The sequence below is a fragment of the Pandoraea pnomenusa genome (genome assembly GCF_040391475.1).
Lineage (GTDB): Bacteria > Pseudomonadota > Gammaproteobacteria > Burkholderiales > Burkholderiaceae > Pandoraea > Pandoraea pnomenusa_C.
The window spans coordinates 143934-161754 of sequence record NZ_JBEBXS010000008.1; the positions used below are offsets into that span (position 1 = coordinate 143934).

A 17821-nucleotide genomic window follows, 5' to 3' on the forward strand; every position below is an offset into this window, starting at 1 on the left:
GCGCCCTGCGTTTGCCCTGCAGCGGCGCCCGCGTAAGACCGAACGGCAGCGACTTGAGGAATCTGAGTACGGAACATGGCACACATCGGCCCAGCGGCCGGAACAGAAGTTTTGGAAAGCATGCTGGCGCGTTCTCGCGATTGAAGACGAGCCATTCGCGCTATCGCGTGGCGAAGACGACGCGCACCGGGCGTGACATCAACCATGACCCACCTCCCCGATATCGCCGTGACCGCCTCGGCGACGCGAACGCCAACGCGCCCAGCGCAGCCGCACGCGGTCGAGATACAGATACACCACCGGCGTGGTGTAGAGCGTGAGCACCTGACTCACAAGCAGCCCCCCCACGATGGAGATCCCCAACGGCTGACGCAGCTCGGCGCCATCACCGGTGCCCAGCGCGAGCGGAATCGCACCGAGCATGGCCGCCATCGTCGTCATCATGATCGGACGGAAGCGCAGTATGCAGGCATGGAAGATGGCGTCGCGCGGTGCCATGTTCTGGCGCCGCTCGGCGTCTAGCGCAAAGTCGATCATCATGATGGCGTTCTTCTTCACGATACCGATCAGCAGGATCACCCCGATGAGCGCGATGATGCTGAACTCCGTATTGAAGAGCAGCAGCGCGAGCAAGGCACCCACCCCCGCAGAGGGCAGCGTCGAGAGAATCGTCAACGGATGGATGTAGCTCTCATAGAGCACGCCCAGCACGATATACACCGTGAGCAGCGCCGTCAGGATCAGAATCGGCTGCGACGACAGCGCCGACTGGAAGGCCTGCGCCGTCCCCTGGAAGCTGCCCTGCACCGACGTGGGCATGCCGAGCCGGCTCACTGCGTCCTGGATCGACGCCTGCGCCTCCGAGAGCGATACGCCCTGCGGCAGGTTGAACGAAATCGTACTGGCCGCGAACTGCCCCTGGTGCGACACGCCCAACGCCGTGTTCGTCGGCTTGTAGCTCGAGAATGCCGAGAGCGGCACCTGCGCGCCGTCCGAGGTCACCACGTAGATGTCCTTGAGCGACTCCGGGCTTTGCCACCAGCGCGGCGCGACTTCCATCACGACCTTGTACTGATTGAGCGGGTTGTAGATGGTGGAGACCTGGCGCTGTCCGAACGCGTCGTTGAGCACGTTGTCGATCTGGCTCATCGTGATGCCCAGCCGCGACGCCTGATCGCGGTCGACCACCAGCGTCGTCTGCAATCCCTTGTCCTGCTGGTCGGTGTTCACGTCGACGAGGTTCGGCAAGCGCGAGATCGCGTTGCGCACCTTCGGCTCCCATTCGCGCAGTTGCTGCAGGTCGTCCGCCTGCAACGTGTACTGGTACTGCGCATTGCTCGAACGCCCGCCCACGCGAATATCCTGCACCGACTGCAGATAGAGCATTGCGCCCGGCTCTCTCGCGAGCTTGGCGCGCAAACGCGCAATCACCTGGTCGGCGCTCACCTTGCGCTGCCCCAGCGGCTTGAGCGTGACGAACATCGACCCGCCGTTGCGGTTCGAGCCACCGGTGAAGCCGGTCACGCTGGCCACGTCCGGGTCTGCCTGCACGATCTTGATGAAGTCGGCGAGCTTCTTTTCCATCGCCTGGAACGAGATCGCCTGGTCGGCCTGAATGAAGCCGATCATGCGGCCCGTGTCCTGCTGCGGGAAAAAGCCCTTCGGTATCACGGTGTAGAGCCAGACATTCAGGCAGATCGTGGCGAACAGAATGATCAGCATGAGTGGCCCGTGCCGCAGCGCCCACGCGAGCGAGCGTTCGTACTCGCGCAGCATGGCGTCGAACATGCGCTCGGTCCAGTCGCCCATGCGCGTCCAGATCGATGGGCGACGTGCGGGTTCCGGTGCAAGTGGCGCCGTGCCCGCGGGCACCCCCGGCGCGGCTTTGCCCTTGAGTAACCGCGCGCACATCATCGGCGTGGTCGTGAGCGACACGACCAGCGACACCATGATGGCCGCCGACAGCGTCACCGCGAATTCGCGGAACAGCCGGCCGACAATGCCACCCATGAGCAGCAGCGGAATGAAGACGGCGACCAGCGAAATACTCATCGACAGCACGGTGAAGCCGACCTCGCGCGTGCCCTTGAGCGCCGCCGCGAACGGACTCAATCCTTCCTCGATATGCCGCGAGATGTTCTCCAGCACCACGATGGCGTCGTCGACCACGAAGCCCGTGGCGATGGTCAGCGCCATGAGCGAGAGGTTATCGAGACTGAAGCCGCACAGGTACATGATCCCGAAGGTGCCGATCAGCGAGACCGGCACCGCCACGCTCGGAATCAACGTCGCGCGCCAGTTCCGCAGGAAGATGAACACCACCATGATCACCAGCGCGATCGAGATCAGCAGCGTGCGCTCGACTTCCTTGAGCGAGGCGCGAATCGTCGGCGTGCGGTCCATCACTACGTCGAGATTGATGGCCGCCGGAATCGAGGCACGCAGATTCGGCAGAATCTTGTTGATGCCGTCGACCGTCTGAATGATGTTCGCGCCCGGCTGCGTGGTCACGATCAGCAGCACCGACGGCTTGCCGTTGGCCGAGCCGGCGTTGCGAATATCCTGCGTGGAGTCGACGACATCGGCGATGTCGGCGATCCGTACCGGGCGCCCGTCCTGATAGCTGACGATGACCGGCAGATATTCCTTGGCCGTCTTCGCCTGGTCGTTCGCGAGAATCTGCCAGCGACGATCGCCGTCTTCGAGCGCGCCCTTCGGCCGGTTCGCGTTGACCGCCTGAATCGCCGTACGCACCGTCTCCAGCGGAATCCGGTACTGGTTCAGCGCGGTCGGATTGAGTTCGACGCGCACTGCCGGCAGCGAACTGCCGCCCACGGTCACGTCGCCCACCCCCTCGAGTTGCGAGATCTTCTGCGCGAGGATGGTCGAGGCGGCGTCGTACATCTGGCCGCGCGTCATGCTCTCGGACGTGAGCGCGATGATCATCACCGGCGCACTCGCCGGGTTCACCTTGCGATACGTCGGGTTGCTCGGCAACCCTGTGGGCAGCAGGCTGCGCGCCGCGTTGATCGCCGCCTGCACGTCGCGCGCGGCGCCGTTGATGTCGCGCGAGAGATCGAACTGCAACGTGATACGCGTCGAGCCCAGCGAACTGTTCGACGTCATTTCCGTGACACCCGCGATGCGTCCGAGCGTGCGCTCGAGCGGCGTGGCCACGCTCGCCGCCATCGTCTCGGGGCTCGCCCCGGGCAACGACGCCGAGACGGAGATCGTCGGAAAATCGACCTGCGGCAGCGGCGACACGGGCAACAGCCCGAAAGCGACGATGCCCGCGAGCGTCACCCCGATGGTGAGCAGGACCGTCGCGACCGAGCGCTTGATGAAGACAGCCGACAGGTTCATCGTGCCGGACCGTCCGTGGTAACCGGTGCGCCGCTACCGCCGCCGCCCGGGTTGTCGTGATCGTCATGACCGTCGTGTCCCGCATCATGCGGCGGCTCCGACGGTCCGAAGCGGCGCTCACGCCAGGCCCGTGCACGATATGCCAGGCGGTCGAACCAAAGATAGATCACCGGCGTGGTGAACAGCGTGAGCACCTGGCTGACCATCAACCCGCCCACCATCGTGATACCCAGCGGCTGACGCAGTTCCGAGCCCACGCCCGAGCCGAGCATGAGCGGCAGCGCGCCCAGCACGGCGGCCATCGTCGTCATGAGAATCGGGCGGAAGCGCAGCAGACACGCCTGATAGATCGCCTCGCGCGGCGCCATGCCGTGCTCGCGCTCTGCCTCCAGCGCGAAGTCGATCATCATGATGGCGTTCTTCTTCACGATACCGATCAGCAGGATGATGCCGATGATCGCGATGATGCTGATGTCGTTGCCCGTGACCATGAGTGCGAGCAAGGCGCCCACCCCCGCCGACGGCAGCGTCGACAGAATCGTGATCGGGTGGATGTAACTCTCGTAAAGCACGCCCAGCACGATGTACATCGTCACCACGGCCGCAAGAATCAGCCACAGCGTATTGGAGAGCGACGCCTGGAACGCCTGCGCGGCGCCCTGGAACGTCGTCTGCGTGCTGATCGGCAAGCCGATGTCCTGCTCGGCCGCCGTGATCGCCTTGACCGCCTGACCGAGCGATGCGCCCTTCGCCAGGTTGAACGAGATTGTGGCCGCCGGGAACTGCGCCTGATGGTTGATGGCCAGCGGCGTAGGCTTCTCGGTGATCGTGGCAAACGAGGTGAGCGGCACCTGCACGCCCGTGCTCGACGCCACGTAGATCCCCTTGAGCGCTTCCGGCCCGCGCTGGAAATCGTCGGCGACTTCGAGCACCACGCGATACTGCGACGCCTGCGTGTAGATCGTCGAAATCAGGCGCTGGCCGAAGGCGCTGTACAGCGTCTGGTCGACGGCCGCAGGCGTGACGCCCAGTCGGCTCGCCGTATCGCGGTTGATCTCGATGAACGCCTGCAGGCCGTTGACTTGCAGATCGCTCGTCACATCGGCCAGCTCAGGCACCTGGCGGAGCTTTTCGACCAGCTTCGGCACCCAGACACCGAGCGTATCCAGGCTCGGATCCTGCAACGTGAACTGATACTGCGTGCGGCTGATCCGGTCCTCGATCGTCAGATCCTGCACCGGCTGCATATATAGCGCGATCCCCGGCACCTTCGCGACGGCGGGCTGGATTCGGCGGATGACTTCGGAGGCATTGAGCCCGCGCTCACGCTTGTCCTTCAGGTTAATGAGCAGGCGGCCGCTGTTGAGCGTGGAATTCACCCCGTCCACACCAATGAACGAAGAGACCGACGCGACCGCCGGGTCCTTGAGTACCTCGGCCACCAGCGCCTGCTGACGCTCGCCCATCGCAGCGAACGAAATCGATTGCGGCGCTTCGGAAATGCCCTGAATCACGCCGGTATCCTGCACCGGGAAGAAGCCCTTGGGCACCCACAGATACAGCAACACCGTCAGCACGAGCGTGCCGAGCGCGACGAACAGCGTAGCGCGCTGGCGATCGAGCACCCAGGTGAGCCATTCGCCGTACTTCGCGATGATGCGGTCGAACATCTCGCCGGTCTTGCGGTAGAACTTGCCCTGCTTGTCCTCCGGCACGTGACGCAGCAACTTCGCGCACATCATCGGCGTGAGTGTGAGCGACACGACCGCCGAAATCAGGATGGACACCGCAAGCGTGATCGCGAACTCCCGGAACAGACGCCCGACGACGTCGCCCATGAAGAGCAGCGGAATCAGCACGGCGATCAGCGAGAACGTGAGCGAAATGATCGTGAAGCCGATCTGCTCCGCGCCCTTGAGCGCCGCCTGCAACGGCTTCTCGCCCTGCTCCATGTAACGCGCGATGTTCTCGATCATCACGATGGCGTCGTCGACCACGAAGCCGGTCGCGATGGTGAGCGCCATGAGTGTGAGGTTGTTGATCGAGAAGCCCGCCAGATACATCACGCCGAACGTGCCGACCAGCGAGAGCGGCACGGCCACACTCGGAATGATGGTCGCCGAGACGTTGCGCAGGAACAGGAAGATCACCATCACCACGAGGGCGACGGCGAGAATCAGTTCGAACTGCACGTCCGAGACGGATGCGCGGATCGTGGTCGTCCGGTCGGTGAGCAGCTTCACGTCGATGCTGCCCGGCAACGCAGCCTGCAACTGCGGCAGCAGCGCCTTGACCTTGTTGACGGTCTCGATCACGTTCGCGCCCGGCTGGCGCTGCACGTTCACCACGATGGCCGGCGTGGTGTCGGCCCAGGCGGCGAGCTTGGTGTTCTCGGCGCCGTCGATCACGTCGGCAATGTCGGACAGGCGGATCGGGCCGCCGTTCTTGTACGCGATGACGAGGTCGCGGTATTCGTCGGCCGAGACGAGCTGATCGTTGGCGTCGATCGTCGACGCGCGCAGCGGCCCGTCGAAACTGCCTTTCGCCCCGTTGACGTTTGCCGCCGCAATCGACGTGCGCACGTCTTCGATATTCAGCCCGTAGGACGTAATGGCGCGCGGGTTGACCTGAATGCGCACCGCCGGGCGCTGGCCGCCCGAAATGCTCACCAGACCGATGCCCGGCAGCTGCGAGATCTTCTGCGCCACGCGCGTGTCGACCAGATCCTCCAGCTTGGGCAGCGGCATGGTCTTCGACATGATCGCCAGCGTCAGAATCGGCGTGTCGGCCGGATTCACCTTGCTGTAGATCGGCGGCATCGGCAGATCGCTCGGCAGCAGGTTGCTGGCGCTGTTGATGGCGGCCTGCACCTCCTGCTCTGCCACGTCGAGGCCGAGATCCAGCGAGAACTGCAAGGTAATGACCGACGCCCCGCCCGAGCTTGTCGACGACATCTGGTTCAGGCCCGGCATCTGGCCGAACTGCCGCTCCAGCGGCGCTGTCACCGACGAGGTCATCACGTCCGGGCTTGCCCCCGGATAGAGCGTGACCACCTGAATGGTCGGATAGTCGACTTCCGGCAGTGCCGAAAGCGGCAACAGCCGGTAGGCGACGAAACCGGCAAGCAGGATCGCCAGCATCAGCAACGATGTGGCGACCGGTCGGAGAATAAACGGGCGTGACGGATTCATTGGCTACGTCGAAGGGCGTCTCGAAGGCGCGTGGGGCCGAGGGTCGGGTGGGAGGCTCGCGGCACTGCGCTACTGCGCCTGACGGCGGTGTCCGCCGCTGCCATTGCCGTTACGCTTCTCGCCCGGCGCACGCGGCGCGACGGCTGCCGCACGGCTCTCGGCCGTAATCACTTCGACCTTGGCGCCGTCGCGCAGCTTGTCCATGCCGTCGATCACGAGCTTTTCGCCCGGCTCGACGCCTGACTCGACTGCCACGTTGGTGCCGTCGGTCGGCCCGAGCTTCACCGTCTTGAGCTTCACGGTCTGGTCAGGCTGCACGGTGTAGACGAAGCTGCCCTGCGTGCCGCGCTGGACCGCCGCGCTCGGAATGAGCGTGGCGCCCTTGAGCGTATCGACGAGCATCCGCACGTTCACGAACTGGTTCGGGAACAGCACGCCGTCGCTGTTGGTGAACTCGGCCTTGAGTCTGACGGTACCCGTCGTCGTGTCGATCTGGTTGTCGATCGATGCGAGCTTGCCGCGCGCCAGCTGAATCTTGCTGGCGCGGTCGAACGCGTCGACCGGCAATGTCTCGCCGCTGCGCATGCGTTTGACCACCTTCGGCAGATTGTCTTCGGGAATCGTGTAGACGACGGTGATCGGCGTGACCTGGTTGATGATGACGATGCCGTTGGTGTCCGAGGCGTGAACGATGTTGCCCGGATCGACCTGGCGCAGGCCCGCCAGCCCGGCGACGGGAGCGGTCACGCTGGCATAGGTCAGTTGCAGACGGGCGTTGTCGAGCTGTCCCTGATCGGACTTGACCGTCCCTTCGTACTGCTTCACGAGCGCGCGCTGGGTGTCGACCGTCTGCTTGGCGATCGAATCCTGACTCAGCAGGGTTTCGTAGCGCGCAAGATCGAGCTGTGCATTCCTGAGCAGCGCCTGATCGCGGGCGAGCTGCCCCTCCATCTGGGTGACCTGCACCTGGAACGGTCGCGGATCGATCTCGGCGAGCAACTGCCCCGCCTTGACCATGTCGCCTTCCTTGAAGTGCACCTTCATGAGCTGGCCGTCCACGCGCGAATGCACCGTGACGTTGTACGTCGGCGTGACCGTTCCGAGGCCGTTCAGGATGACCGGCAAATCGCCGGTCTTCGCTACAACCGCCGTGACCGGGGTCGCGGGCATGCCTGCGCCGGCCATGCCGCCCGGCGGGCCGCCGCGGCGCCCGCCAGTCTGCGCGGGCCCTTGAGCGCCCTGCGAATGCAGCCGGTAGTACACGCCGCCGGCGATGAGCACGACGATCAGGCCGATGGCCCCGGGCACGAGCCAGCGACGTCGGCCCGACGATGAAGCAGGCGGAGCCGGTGGCGTGGGCGGCGCATCGTTGCGTGGCGTCCCGGCAGGGGACGCGGGCCGATCAGTACCGTTCGGTGATTCCGAACCGTGGGGACCGTGCTCGGTCATGACTTCCTCGTAACAGCGGAATAGTTGGCGGATTCGTCCTATGCGGACGACAGTCTTCTTGGTCTGTTTGCTGCAGTGCGGCAAATCGCCCGGAAACCCCCGGGAGTATTGCCTCGAGCCGTCTCAATCCGTTTAAAGCGAGATTTGGCTGATCAGCATAGCAGACCGACGCGAAAGCCCGGCACAACGGCGCTCGACGCCGCTCGGTGGTGCGTTTCAACAGCTTTTCGGCTCGCCAATCAACATTGGCAATGCTGTTAAAAGACCGGGAGCGCTCGCGATGGTTCTCACCGGCATGCCACCGGGTGCCATGTGCCGCACCGCTGGCCAACAGGTTGCGCGGGACTCTGCATTGCCTCGCCGCAAGGCTCTCGCGGCGTGAAACGGGCGCAAGAGACGCGGCTGGGTATGCGGAAATAGTGAGAGCGAAGCTTACGTGATGAGTGCGAAATTCGTGCGCAATCGCAGCTCGCTCTATTATTACGCATCATTACAGGTGACCAAGACTGTAATGTCCGGAAACAAAACGCGTATTAAGCCGCGCGGGGAGGCCACTATCATGACGACACTACCTGTCCGAACGAATATGAAGATTCTTGTTGTCGACGACGATCCCGATCTGCGTGACCTGCTTCGAGAGTATCTGAGCCGTCACGGCTTCTCTGTCGCAGTCATGCACGACGGCGAAGGGCTGGCTGCGCGCCTCGAACGCGAGCGTCCCGCGCTGATCGTGCTCGACCTGATGATGCCCAAGGTCGACGGCCTCACGGCCCTGCGCGACCTGCGCGCGCGCAACGACGATGTGCCGGTGATTCTGCTCACCGCGCGCAGCGACGAGATCGACCGCATCGTCGGACTCGAAATCGGCGCCGACGACTATCTCGGCAAGCCGTTCAGCCCGCGCGAACTGCTCGCGCGTATCAACGCCGTGCTGCGCCGTCGCAAGACGCCGGACGCGGCCGTGCCGGAGCAGCGCGAGAACTACGCGTTCGGCCCGTTCATGCTCGACTTCCGTAGCCGCACGCTCACCCGCGACGCGCAACTGCTCACGCTCTCCGACGGCGAATACGGCCTGCTGCGCCTGCTGGTGAATCACGCCATGCAGGTGCTCTCGCGCGAGCGAATCATCGAATTGCTCTACGGCGCGGACAGCGACGTCAACGACCGCGGCATCGACGTGCAGATCTGGCGCCTGCGCCGCCTGCTCGACGAAGACGCGCAAAGCCCGCGCTTTATCCAGACCGTGCGCGGGCGCGGCTACATCTTCGTTCCCGACGGCCAGCGCGCCGACATGGCCACCGGTTGATGGACCGGTGCCCGTTGCGACGCCTGCGCGTCGCCTTGTGCGAAGACGCCCCGAGACCCCACACCCGGTCTGACAAGGACTCCGGCATGCTGCCGTTCTCTTGCCTTGCCCCCTTCATGCGGAGCGTTGCATGAAAGGCTTGCGTTTCGACACGCTGTTCGGCCGGCTCGCGGTGCTCATCATCGCGGCGCTGGTCATCAGCCATTTCTCGTATCTCACGATCCTGCGCAGCGATCACGACGAGACACGCGTGCAGAACGCCGCCGAGCAGATGGCGTTCATCATCAAGGCTGCCGCCGAGGTACACGACGGCAACTCCACGCTCACGCTGCCCGATCTCGTTCAGGTCGTGCCGGTGTCGTTCGCGCACGGCGACGTGTTCGAGCCCGCCAGCAAGAACGCGCGACTGACCACCGAGCTTGCCCGCCGTCTGCCTGCCGGCACGCAGTTGCGCGTGGAGCGCACGCCGCCGCCGCGCATCTGGGCGCGTTTGCCGAACCGCGATTACTGGATCGCCACGCCGGTTCTGTCGGTACGTAACCCGCCGGGTACCGCGACCATCCTCCCGGGCCTGGCCGCCGTGCTCGGCATCACGGTCATCTTCGCGCTGTTCGCGGCGTGGCAATTGCAGCGTCCGGTGCGCGACATGGCCGCGGCCGCCGAGCAACTCGCCACGCATCGGGTGCGCACACAGGTCAAGGAGCGCGGGCCGCTGGAGTTGCGTCAGTTGACGGAGCGTTTCAACCGGATGAGTCACGACATCGTGCAGACCGACCGCGAGCGCAACACCATGCTCGCCGGCATCGCCCATGATCTGAAGACGCCGCTGGCGCGGCTGCGCTTGCGTGCGGAAATGCTCGACGACGTGCAGATGAGCGAAGGCATCACGCGCGATGCCGAATCGATGACCCGGATCGTCGATCAGTTCCTGCTGTTCGCCCGGGGCATCGAGATGGAAAGTGCGGCGTCGCCGGTGGAGGCGCGTATTCCGTCGCTGATCGCGCCATTCCTCGATCAGGGCTATGCGATCGAACTGGATCTTCAGGCCGGACCGGGCTTCAAGCTCAAGCAGACGTATCTCGAGCGCATCGTGAACAACCTGCTCGATAACGCCGTGACGTATGGGCGCGCACCGCTCGCGATCCGCACCTCGCAGGACGCTGGCGGCTGGCGCCTCGTGATCGAGGACAGCGGCCCGGGCATTCCCGTGGAAGACATCAATCGCATCGTGCGCCCGTTCGTGCGACTCGATCCCGCCCGGGGCGGCAACGCGCACTGTGGATTGGGCCTCGCCATCGTCGACAAGCTGACCCAGCAATTGGGCGGACGTGTCTCATTCACCAATCGCGCGACCGGCGGCTTGCAGGTCACGCTGATGTTCCCGCCGGACGATCCGAACGTGGCGTAACGTCGGGACCGCAGTTGCCGCCCGGCGCATTGACCCCATAAGACGCCGACCAACAGGCCAGGCCAAACGCCGACGGTTCGGCGACTGCGGACGAGGTGGGACGACACGTCAATGCGCCAGGGCAACCGCATCCAATTGCGTGGGCGCCATCAGCGCGAAAGCTGAGCGCATGACGCGTGCCTCCTCGCCGGGGCTGCGCCCGAAGAAGCGCTTGAACTCGCGGTTGAACTGCGACGCGCTCTCATAGCCGACCCGCCCGCCGGCCGCCGCCGCGGTCAGATTGTCCCGGATCATCAGCAGCCGAGCCTGATGCAGCCGCACCGACTTGATGTACTGGATCGGCGAGGTGGCGGTCACGGCCTTGAAATGCGCGTGAAAAGCCGGAATGCTCAGACCCGCCTCGTCGGCCAGCAATCGGACGTCCAGACTCCGGTCATAGTCGCTATGGATGCGGCGCAGAACCCGGGAGATCCGGCCAAAGTTGCCCTGGTGGGCCAGCGCCGCCCGGATGGCCCCGCCCTGGGGGCCCATCAGCACGCGAAAACTCAGCTCCCGCACGATGGCAGGTCCCAGCACCTTGGCTTCCAGTGGCGAGGTCAACGCCTGGAGCAAGCGTACGGTGGTGTCGATCAGCGTCGCATCCAGCGGCGTGGACACCATGCCCACCGGCGCGCTGACCGGCGTGTTCGCCTGCTGCTCCACCTCGATGACCAGATCGGCTACGGCGGTCATGTCCAGCCGCACGGATACGGCCAGCAGCGGTGCCTCAGGGCTGGCATCGGTCTCGGTCGAGAACGGCAGCGGCACCGACAGCACCAGATAATGCAAGGCATCGTAGCGATAGACCTGATCCGCCAGATAGCCGCGCTTGTGCCCCTGGCAGACGATCACGATGCCAGGCTCGTACAGCACGGGCGTGCGCCCCAGCGGCCGGTCCGCGCGCATCAGGCGCACGCCCTCCAGCAACGAACGCGTGTACCCCTCCTGTGGGGCAAGCCGCCTGATCAGTGCCGCCATCTCGGCTTGCCGGGTCATTTCCGGACGCGGGCTTTTCATGAGGAATCTTGGATTCGATTTATGAACAAGCCATATTTTTGCATCAACTAGCCAATATCCGATCGTCACAAATAGAAATAGGCAATGATGCAATAGCTCTGCATCTCGTCCGATCCGGGCGGTTTTCCTACGATTTCACCTCGTTCACATCACCCGTAACGGTCGTCTTTCATGCGGCCGGGGTCATGCCCCTGTCGCCGACGGCGGCATGCGCATCGCCATCCAGTATCACAATCCACGGAGTATCAACGCATGCAAGCATTCGCACACGCCAAAGTCTGGTTCATCACCGGCGCCGCTCGCGGTATCGGCTTTTCCCTGGCACGTCAGGCGCTGGCCAATGGCGATGCCGTGGCGGTCACGTCGCGCACGCTCGGCAGCCTGCATGAAGCCTTCGGACAAGACAACGCACGTCTCGTGGCGTTGGAGGTCAATCTCGGCAGCGAGGCAAGCGTGCAGTCCGCCATCGAGAAAACGATCGCCACTTTCGGCCGCATCGACCGCGTGGTAAACAACGCCGGCTACGCGCAGCAGGGCACGGTCGAGGCGCTTACCGATACCGAGCTGCGCCGCAACTTCGAAGTCAACGTGTTCGCACCGTTGCACGTACTTCGGCATGCACTGCCGCACCTGCGTGCGCAACGCAGTGGCCACATCTTCAATTTGGCTTCCATTGTGGGTTTTCACGGCGGCTACGCGGGCTGGGGCAGCTATGCCGCCAGCAAGTTCGCCGTCGCCGGGCTGACCGAAGCGCTGGCGGCCGAAGTGGCCGAATTGGGCATCAAGGCCACCGTGGTTTATCCGGGGCCAGTGCGCACGGACTTCTTGGCGCAAGGCACGCTGGGTGTGGCGCAGCGTTCAATTGGCGACTACACGGAAGCCCAGGCTTCGCTGGATTTGCACTTGAACGGACTGCACGGCCAGCAAGCCGGCGACCCCGAAAAAGTCGCCACGCTGATCCTGCAGGCCGCTTGCGTCGCCGAGCCGCCCATCCACCTGTTCGCCGGCAAGATCGCCAACACCCTGGCCGAGCAGAAGATGCAGGCGGTCCGCAAGGTGCTGGACACATGGCGGGGCGCCTCCGACGCAACCGACTTCACCGACTGACACACAGCCACCGGGAGCTGTGGGGTGTCATGATGAAATGAAAAAACCCGCCTTCGGCTTCCGAACGGCGGGTTTTTCATTTCTGTGACGTTGGAATCGTCACGGGCACTGCATCACATCAAGCCACAGCCAGGCGATCCGGGTTGGGGGGCAATGCGACTACTGGGCTGCTGCTTTACTGCTATCAGGGACACGGTGAGATGACACGCCGCAGCGCACGTCGGCGCCGCACAACGACTATCGCCTCCCCGACCTCCCCGGCATGTGACTGGCAATGCCGATCCGACTTGCGCCGGTGCGTGGGCGTTACTTGATCAGGAATTTCTCTTTGTTCTTCCCGACCCACTTCGGCGCGCGGCCACGGCCCGACCACGTCTCGCCGGTGGCCGGATTCATGTACTTCGGCGCGATTTGCGCACGAGCGGCGCGGCGGCGGCCGTCCGTCGTGGCCAGACCCAGATCCTTCGCGCTCAAGTCGTATTCCTGGATCTTCTGTTTGAGTTCCGCGATGACCTGAGCCACTTCCCGGGCCCGAGCCTCTTCGATCTGCTTTTCGATCTTTTCGCGCTGTGCGACGAGTTCCTTATAGCTTGCCATCTGGCGTGTCCTTACGTTGTTAAAATGGATCGCCACTTAAAATAGCACGAGTTTTAATAAATTGAAAACCGCATTTCCGAAGAATGAGTCTCACGAGACGCAAAACGCATTGAATTGCCGGATAGACACTTCGGAAAATGCACAGAATCTGGGCATAAATCGGGGATTTTCATCACGCGAGACGGCTTGATATCCAGACAAACGTCGCGCCAATTACCTCGTAATATCCGGCAAATACGGAATCCGGTCTTCAGGACTCCAGACAGCACAAAGGGTTCCCGGCAAGCTACGCAAGGCTTGGTAAGCATTCTCGGTAAGTCGCGCGAAATACCCTATACACCGATAGTCCTAATAGTTCCACGCATCAAAATATACGATCCAAGATATTTGAGTGCATTCCGATCATTCTGTTATCCGAAGCACCTGGCTCATTCGGACAATTCGCATCGGATCCCGCATTTTGCGGATAAGCGCCGTTGAAAGCGATTTTCGACATATCGTCCGAGGCACAAATGCCATGGCGCGATGTGACACCTGACGTTCAATTCATCGAATACCGTCTGGGTATCGCTAATCAATGGTTCTCGCCGAAGTTCGCAAGAAGGCCGCGCATGAGTCAATCGTGTCTCGCCAAAATCATCACGCTTTAATTGACGTATACGTCATATTCATGCGCCGATGTCATTTCCCGATCCCGGAGAGTTTCCGTAAGATAGGACGATCGCCGCACGCGGCAGCCCCGCCCGGTAACCATGGGCAGGACTCGGGAGACGCTGGCGGGGCGTGGCGCACCCGATCCGCACAATATCTGCGTTTGAATCATCGGAATTAAGTCATTCCTGATTTCAGGCAATCGGCAATTCGCCGCCCGCATTCGGCACGACTCAAAGGGAATTGAACACGCATGACGAATTCGCCCATCGCCTCAGCCCCGCTGTCACCTTTCGATGCCGATGGCCCCGTGCTGCGCACCGAACGCACGGTCCTGCGCCCGTGGCGAACCGAGGATTTGCCGCTATTCGCGGCGCTCAATGCGGATCGCGAAGTCATGCGGCACTTCCCGACGACGCTCGATCGGTCGCAGAGCGACGCCGTCGCCCAGCGACTCGCCCGACATTTTCAGACAAACGGCTTCGGCCCGTGGGCACTGGAGATTCCCGGCGAGACGCCGTTCGCCGGCTTCGTCGGCCTGATGCGCGTCGGGTTCGATGCCCCGTTCGTGCCCGCGGTCGAGATCGGCTGGCGGCTCGCGACGGCATGGTGGTCGAAAGGGTATGCCACGGAAGCCGCGCAGGCGGCGGCGCAGTTCGCGTTCGAGACGCTCGGCCTGGCAGATCTCGTCTCATTCACCGTGCCGGCGAACGTGCGCTCGCGGGCTGTCATGCAACGCATCGGCATGCGCCACTGTCCCGACGAGGATTTCCTTCATCCGTTGATTCCCCCCGGGCATCGGCTGCGCCGTCATGTGCTGTACCGGCTAGACGCGAGCGACTTGGCGTCCGACAAGCGGTGAGCGTCGCTTTCGCGATTGAAGCGCCCGTTTAATTCGTGGGAGAATCGACGCTTTGCGCCAGCAGTCCCCCCATCGTGTCGCGCGCCGTCATCATTCCGCTCATCATCGCCTGCGCTCTGTTCATGGAGAACATCGACGCTACGGTGATCACCACCTCGCTGCCCGCCATGGCACGCGACCTGCATCAGGACCCGATTTCCCTGAAGATGGCCCTCACGGCCTACGTGGTCGGCCTGGGCATCTTCATTCCGATCTGCGGCTGGGTATCCGACAGGTTCGGTGCACGAAACGTTTTCCGCACGGCGATCGGCATCTTCATGGCCGGATCGATTCTGTGCGCGGTATCGTTTTCGTTGCCGACATTCGTGTTCGCCCGCTTTCTGCAAGGCGTTGGCGGCGCCATGATGGTGCCGGTCGGACGTCTCGTCATATTCCGGACAGTTCCCAAGCACGACCTCGTCAAGGCGATCGGCTACCTGACGATGCCTGCGCTGCTCGGCCCGGTCATCGGACCGCCGCTCGGCGGCGCGATCACCGCCTACCTGCACTGGCGCTGGATCTTCTTCATCAACATTCCCGTCAGCCTGCTCGGCATCTATCTCGCGGGCAAGTACATCGACAACGAGCGCGGTGGCGACGCCGGACGCCTCGACACCGTCGGCTTCGTACTCTCGGCACTCGGCAGCGGCCTGCTCATGCTCGGGCTCGCGCTGATCGGCGAGCATCAGGTCGACAACAGCGTCGTCGTCGCCATGTGTGCGCTCGGCGGGCTGTTCCTGTTCGCGTACTGGCGTCACGCCAATCGCGTGGAAGCGCCGCTGCTCGACTTCCGGCTGCTGCGTATTCCCACGTTCCACGCGAGCGTGGTCGGCGGCTCGCTTTTTCGCATCGGGCTGGGCGCCGTGCCATTCCTGCTGCCGCTCGCGCTGCAGGAAGGCCTGCATATGGATCCGTTCGAATCGGGGATGATCACCTGCGCGTCGGCATTCGGTGCGATCTTCATGAAGGCGATTGCGCAGCGGGTGCTGGCGAGATTCGGCTTCCGTCGCGTGTTGATCGTCAATGCGGCGCTGGCCGGTCTGGCGCTGTCGTCGTACGGACTCTTCACGCACAACACGCCGGTACTCGTGATGCTCGCCGTGGTGGCATTCGGCGGCTTCTTCCCGTCGTTGCAGTTCACCTGCCTGAACTCGATCGTCTACGCCGATATCGGCAGCGCGGACGCGAGCCGCGCCACGAGTCTCGCCAGCGTCGTTCAGCAGTTGTCGCTCGGGCTGGGTGTGACGATTTCAGGGATGGTGCTGCAGGCAAGCAGCCGTCTCGCAGGCCACGAACAACTGACGGCCGGCGACTTTCTGCCCGCGTTTCTCGTGATCGGCCTGTTCTCTGTCCTGTCGATTCCGGTCACGCGCCAACTGCCCGCCGACGCGGGCACCGAACTGGCGCGCAAGCACTGACACCATCGCGTTCCCCTGTACGTGGCGCAGAGTCGAACGCTAACGTCGCCGGCGGTTACTTTGTCTGCGCGCGCGTGGCGATCGCGTGAATCGCCATGCCGACGATCATCGCGACGACGAAGAGCAGCCCCTTGCCGGAACCGGCGCCGAGCAACACCAGTGCCGGGCCGGGACAGATCCCGGCAATCCCCCAGCCGACGCCGAACAACAGTGCCCCGATCACGAGGCGCTTGTCGATGTGACGCAGGGCGGGCCAGACGCGCGGCTCGCCCGACCACGCGAACGCGTTCATGCGCGCGAAGCGAAAGCCGATCAATCCCACGGCAATCGCCCCCGCCATCACGAATGCGAGTGACGGGTCCCATTTGCCTGCCACGTCGAGAAAACCCAGCACCTTCGACGGGTTCGCCATGCCCGCGAGAATCAGGCCCACACCGAACAAGAGGCCGCCGGCGAACGCGAACATCAGCTTTTTCATACCGCACCTCCCATGTTCAGCAGGTGGCGCACGACAAACACCGTCAGAAAGCCGGTGGCCATAAAGCAGAGCGTGGCGACGAGCGAGCGCCACGACAATCGCGACAATCCGCAAACCCCGTGCCCGCTGGTGCACCCGGAGCCCAGGCGTGTGCCGAAACCGACCAGCAAACCTGCCGTGACGAGCATTGCCGTGCTGGCGTCGATCTGCGCCTCGGGCACCACGGCCACCGCGCGATACGCCCACGGCGCGAGCAGCATGCCGAGCACGAACGCCACACGCCAGCCCACGTCCCCGGCGCGCGGGCGCAGCAGCCCGCCGACGATGCCGGAAATACCCGCGATGCGGCCGTCGGACAACATCAGCCAGACGGCGGCCGCGCCGATCAGGAGGCCGCCGGCCAGCGCGGTCCAAGGAGTGAAGTTCAGGGTGTCGAATGTCATGGCAAGCAGGCGTGAGATCGATCAGGGCTTCGGGCAGAACTGCTCGTAGAGGCACGCAAGCACGGCAAGCACCGCGCCCTCGGCAACCGAGTAGTAGATACGTTTGCCGTCGCGGCGCGTTGTCACCAGCGCCTCGGTGCGCAATACGGCCAGTTGCTGCGAGAGCGTCGGCTGGCGGATGTCGAGTTGCGCCTCGAGCTCGCCTACGGACAGTTCGCCCTGCGTCAGTTGGCACAGAATCAGCAGGCGGTCCTCGTTGGACAGTGCGCGCAGCAGTGCGCTGGCCGCCTGCGCCGCCGCGCGCAGACGCTCGACGTCCGGCACCGCGTCGACTGTCGTAACGGTGGCGGCGGTGGCAGCAGTGGCAGCAGTAACCGGAATCGCCATCGATTCGGGGGATAGCGTACTCACTCGTGGCATGGCAGGATCGAAACAAATCAGAGAATGGTGGCG

The 17821-nt window shown here is 63.8% G+C and carries 13 protein-coding genes; 5 read left to right on the plus strand and 8 right to left on the minus strand.

Annotated elements, in window-relative coordinates; all coding sequences use genetic code 11:
• Positions 1 to 198: 198 nt before the first annotated feature.
• The 3 genes from ABWO90_RS11075 to ABWO90_RS11085 form a co-directional block, all read right to left on the minus strand.
• Positions 199 to 3363, minus strand: a complete 3165-nt coding sequence (locus ABWO90_RS11075) for a multidrug efflux RND transporter permease subunit (RefSeq protein ID WP_353191275.1) — start codon at positions 3361 to 3363, stop codon at positions 199 to 201.
• Positions 3360 to 6554, minus strand: coding sequence for an MdtB/MuxB family multidrug efflux RND transporter permease subunit (locus tag ABWO90_RS11080; protein ID WP_353191276.1), 3195 nt, complete (start codon positions 6552 to 6554; stop codon positions 3360 to 3362). Before ABWO90_RS11080 ends, ABWO90_RS11075 begins: the two co-directional genes overlap by 4 nt.
• 69 nt (positions 6555 to 6623) lie before the next feature.
• The gene (locus ABWO90_RS11085) at positions 6624 to 8003 is read right to left on the minus strand and encodes an MdtA/MuxA family multidrug efflux RND transporter periplasmic adaptor subunit (RefSeq protein WP_353191277.1); all 1380 of its coding nucleotides are present in this window, start codon (positions 8001 to 8003) and stop codon (positions 6624 to 6626) included.
• 586 nt (positions 8004 to 8589) lie between these two features.
• Between ABWO90_RS11085 and ABWO90_RS11090 the strand changes: the two genes are divergently transcribed.
• Both ABWO90_RS11090 and ABWO90_RS11095 read left to right on the plus strand, forming a co-directional pair.
• A complete protein-coding gene (locus tag ABWO90_RS11090) occupies positions 8590 to 9309 on the plus strand; it encodes a response regulator (RefSeq protein ID WP_353191278.1) in 720 nt (239 codons plus the stop codon).
• 130 nt (positions 9310 to 9439) lie between these two features.
• Positions 9440 to 10717, plus strand: a complete 1278-nt coding sequence (locus tag ABWO90_RS11095; protein WP_353191279.1) for an ATP-binding protein — start codon at positions 9440 to 9442, stop codon at positions 10715 to 10717.
• A gap of 108 nt (positions 10718 to 10825) precedes the next feature.
• On the opposite strand, the gene ABWO90_RS11100 is transcribed toward ABWO90_RS11095, so the two are convergent.
• Positions 10826 to 11773, minus strand: coding sequence for an AraC family transcriptional regulator (locus ABWO90_RS11100; RefSeq protein ID WP_353191280.1), 948 nt, complete (start codon positions 11771 to 11773; stop codon positions 10826 to 10828).
• 252 nt (positions 11774 to 12025) lie between these two features.
• Between ABWO90_RS11100 and ABWO90_RS11105 the strand changes: the two genes are divergently transcribed.
• Complete coding sequence (locus ABWO90_RS11105; protein ID WP_353191281.1) at positions 12026 to 12880, plus strand: SDR family oxidoreductase; 855 nt, start codon at positions 12026 to 12028, stop codon at positions 12878 to 12880.
• Between the two features lie 306 nt (positions 12881 to 13186).
• On the opposite strand, the gene ABWO90_RS11110 is transcribed toward ABWO90_RS11105, so the two are convergent.
• On the minus strand, positions 13187 to 13477 hold the full coding sequence (locus ABWO90_RS11110; RefSeq protein ID WP_353191282.1) for an H-NS histone family protein: 291 nt from the start codon (positions 13475 to 13477) through the stop codon (positions 13187 to 13189).
• Between the two features lie 904 nt (positions 13478 to 14381).
• On the opposite strand from ABWO90_RS11110, the gene ABWO90_RS11115 reads away from it, so the two are divergent.
• Complete coding sequence (locus ABWO90_RS11115) at positions 14382 to 14990, plus strand: GNAT family N-acetyltransferase (RefSeq protein WP_353191283.1); 609 nt, start codon at positions 14382 to 14384, stop codon at positions 14988 to 14990.
• Between the two features lie 74 nt (positions 14991 to 15064).
• The gene (locus tag ABWO90_RS11120; RefSeq protein ID WP_353191284.1) at positions 15065 to 16447 is read left to right on the plus strand and encodes an MFS transporter; all 1383 of its coding nucleotides are present in this window, start codon (positions 15065 to 15067) and stop codon (positions 16445 to 16447) included.
• Positions 16448 to 16502: 55 nt separating this feature from the next.
• Here the strand turns inward: ABWO90_RS11120 and ABWO90_RS11125 are convergent, their stop codons facing one another.
• Genes ABWO90_RS11125 through ABWO90_RS11135 form a run of 3 tightly spaced genes read right to left on the minus strand, consistent with a single transcriptional unit; the run spans position 16503 to position 17788 of the window.
• A complete protein-coding gene (locus ABWO90_RS11125; protein WP_353191285.1) occupies positions 16503 to 16925 on the minus strand; it encodes a DUF6691 family protein in 423 nt (140 codons plus the stop codon).
• Positions 16922 to 17368: a YeeE/YedE family protein gene (locus ABWO90_RS11130; protein WP_353191286.1), complete on the minus strand. Its 447-nt coding sequence runs from the start codon at positions 17366 to 17368 to the stop codon at positions 16922 to 16924. The genes ABWO90_RS11125 and ABWO90_RS11130 overlap by 4 nt, the downstream gene beginning before the upstream one ends.
• Positions 17369 to 17389: 21 nt before the next feature.
• On the minus strand, positions 17390 to 17788 hold the full coding sequence (locus ABWO90_RS11135) for an ArsR/SmtB family transcription factor (protein WP_353191287.1): 399 nt from the start codon (positions 17786 to 17788) through the stop codon (positions 17390 to 17392).
• Positions 17789 to 17821: the final 33 nt, after the last annotated feature.

Bases quoted from the DNA above. Each gene is read 5' to 3' on its own strand.
- ABWO90_RS11075 (WP_353191275.1), bottom strand. From the start codon at position 3,363: ATGAACCTGTCGGCTGTCTTCATCAAGCGCTCGGTCGCGACGGTCCTG.
- ABWO90_RS11080 (WP_353191276.1), bottom strand. From the start codon at position 6,554: ATGAATCCGTCACGCCCGTTTATTCTCCGACCGGTCGCCACATCGTTG.
- ABWO90_RS11085 (WP_353191277.1), bottom strand. From the start codon at position 8,003: ATGACCGAGCACGGTCCCCACGGTTCGGAATCACCGAACGGTACTGAT.
- ABWO90_RS11090 (WP_353191278.1), top strand. From the start codon at position 8,590: ATGAAGATTCTTGTTGTCGACGACGATCCCGATCTGCGTGACCTGCTT.
- ABWO90_RS11095 (WP_353191279.1), top strand. From the start codon at position 9,440: ATGAAAGGCTTGCGTTTCGACACGCTGTTCGGCCGGCTCGCGGTGCTC.
- ABWO90_RS11100 (WP_353191280.1), bottom strand. From the start codon at position 11,773: ATGAAAAGCCCGCGTCCGGAAATGACCCGGCAAGCCGAGATGGCGGCA.
- ABWO90_RS11105 (WP_353191281.1), top strand. From the start codon at position 12,026: ATGCAAGCATTCGCACACGCCAAAGTCTGGTTCATCACCGGCGCCGCT.
- ABWO90_RS11110 (WP_353191282.1), bottom strand. From the start codon at position 13,477: ATGGCAAGCTATAAGGAACTCGTCGCACAGCGCGAAAAGATCGAAAAG.
- ABWO90_RS11115 (WP_353191283.1), top strand. From the start codon at position 14,382: ATGACGAATTCGCCCATCGCCTCAGCCCCGCTGTCACCTTTCGATGCC.
- ABWO90_RS11125 (WP_353191285.1), bottom strand. From the start codon at position 16,925: ATGAAAAAGCTGATGTTCGCGTTCGCCGGCGGCCTCTTGTTCGGTGTG.
- ABWO90_RS11130 (WP_353191286.1), bottom strand. From the start codon at position 17,368: ATGACATTCGACACCCTGAACTTCACTCCTTGGACCGCGCTGGCCGGC.
- ABWO90_RS11135 (WP_353191287.1), bottom strand. From the start codon at position 17,788: ATGCCACGAGTGAGTACGCTATCCCCCGAATCGATGGCGATTCCGGTT.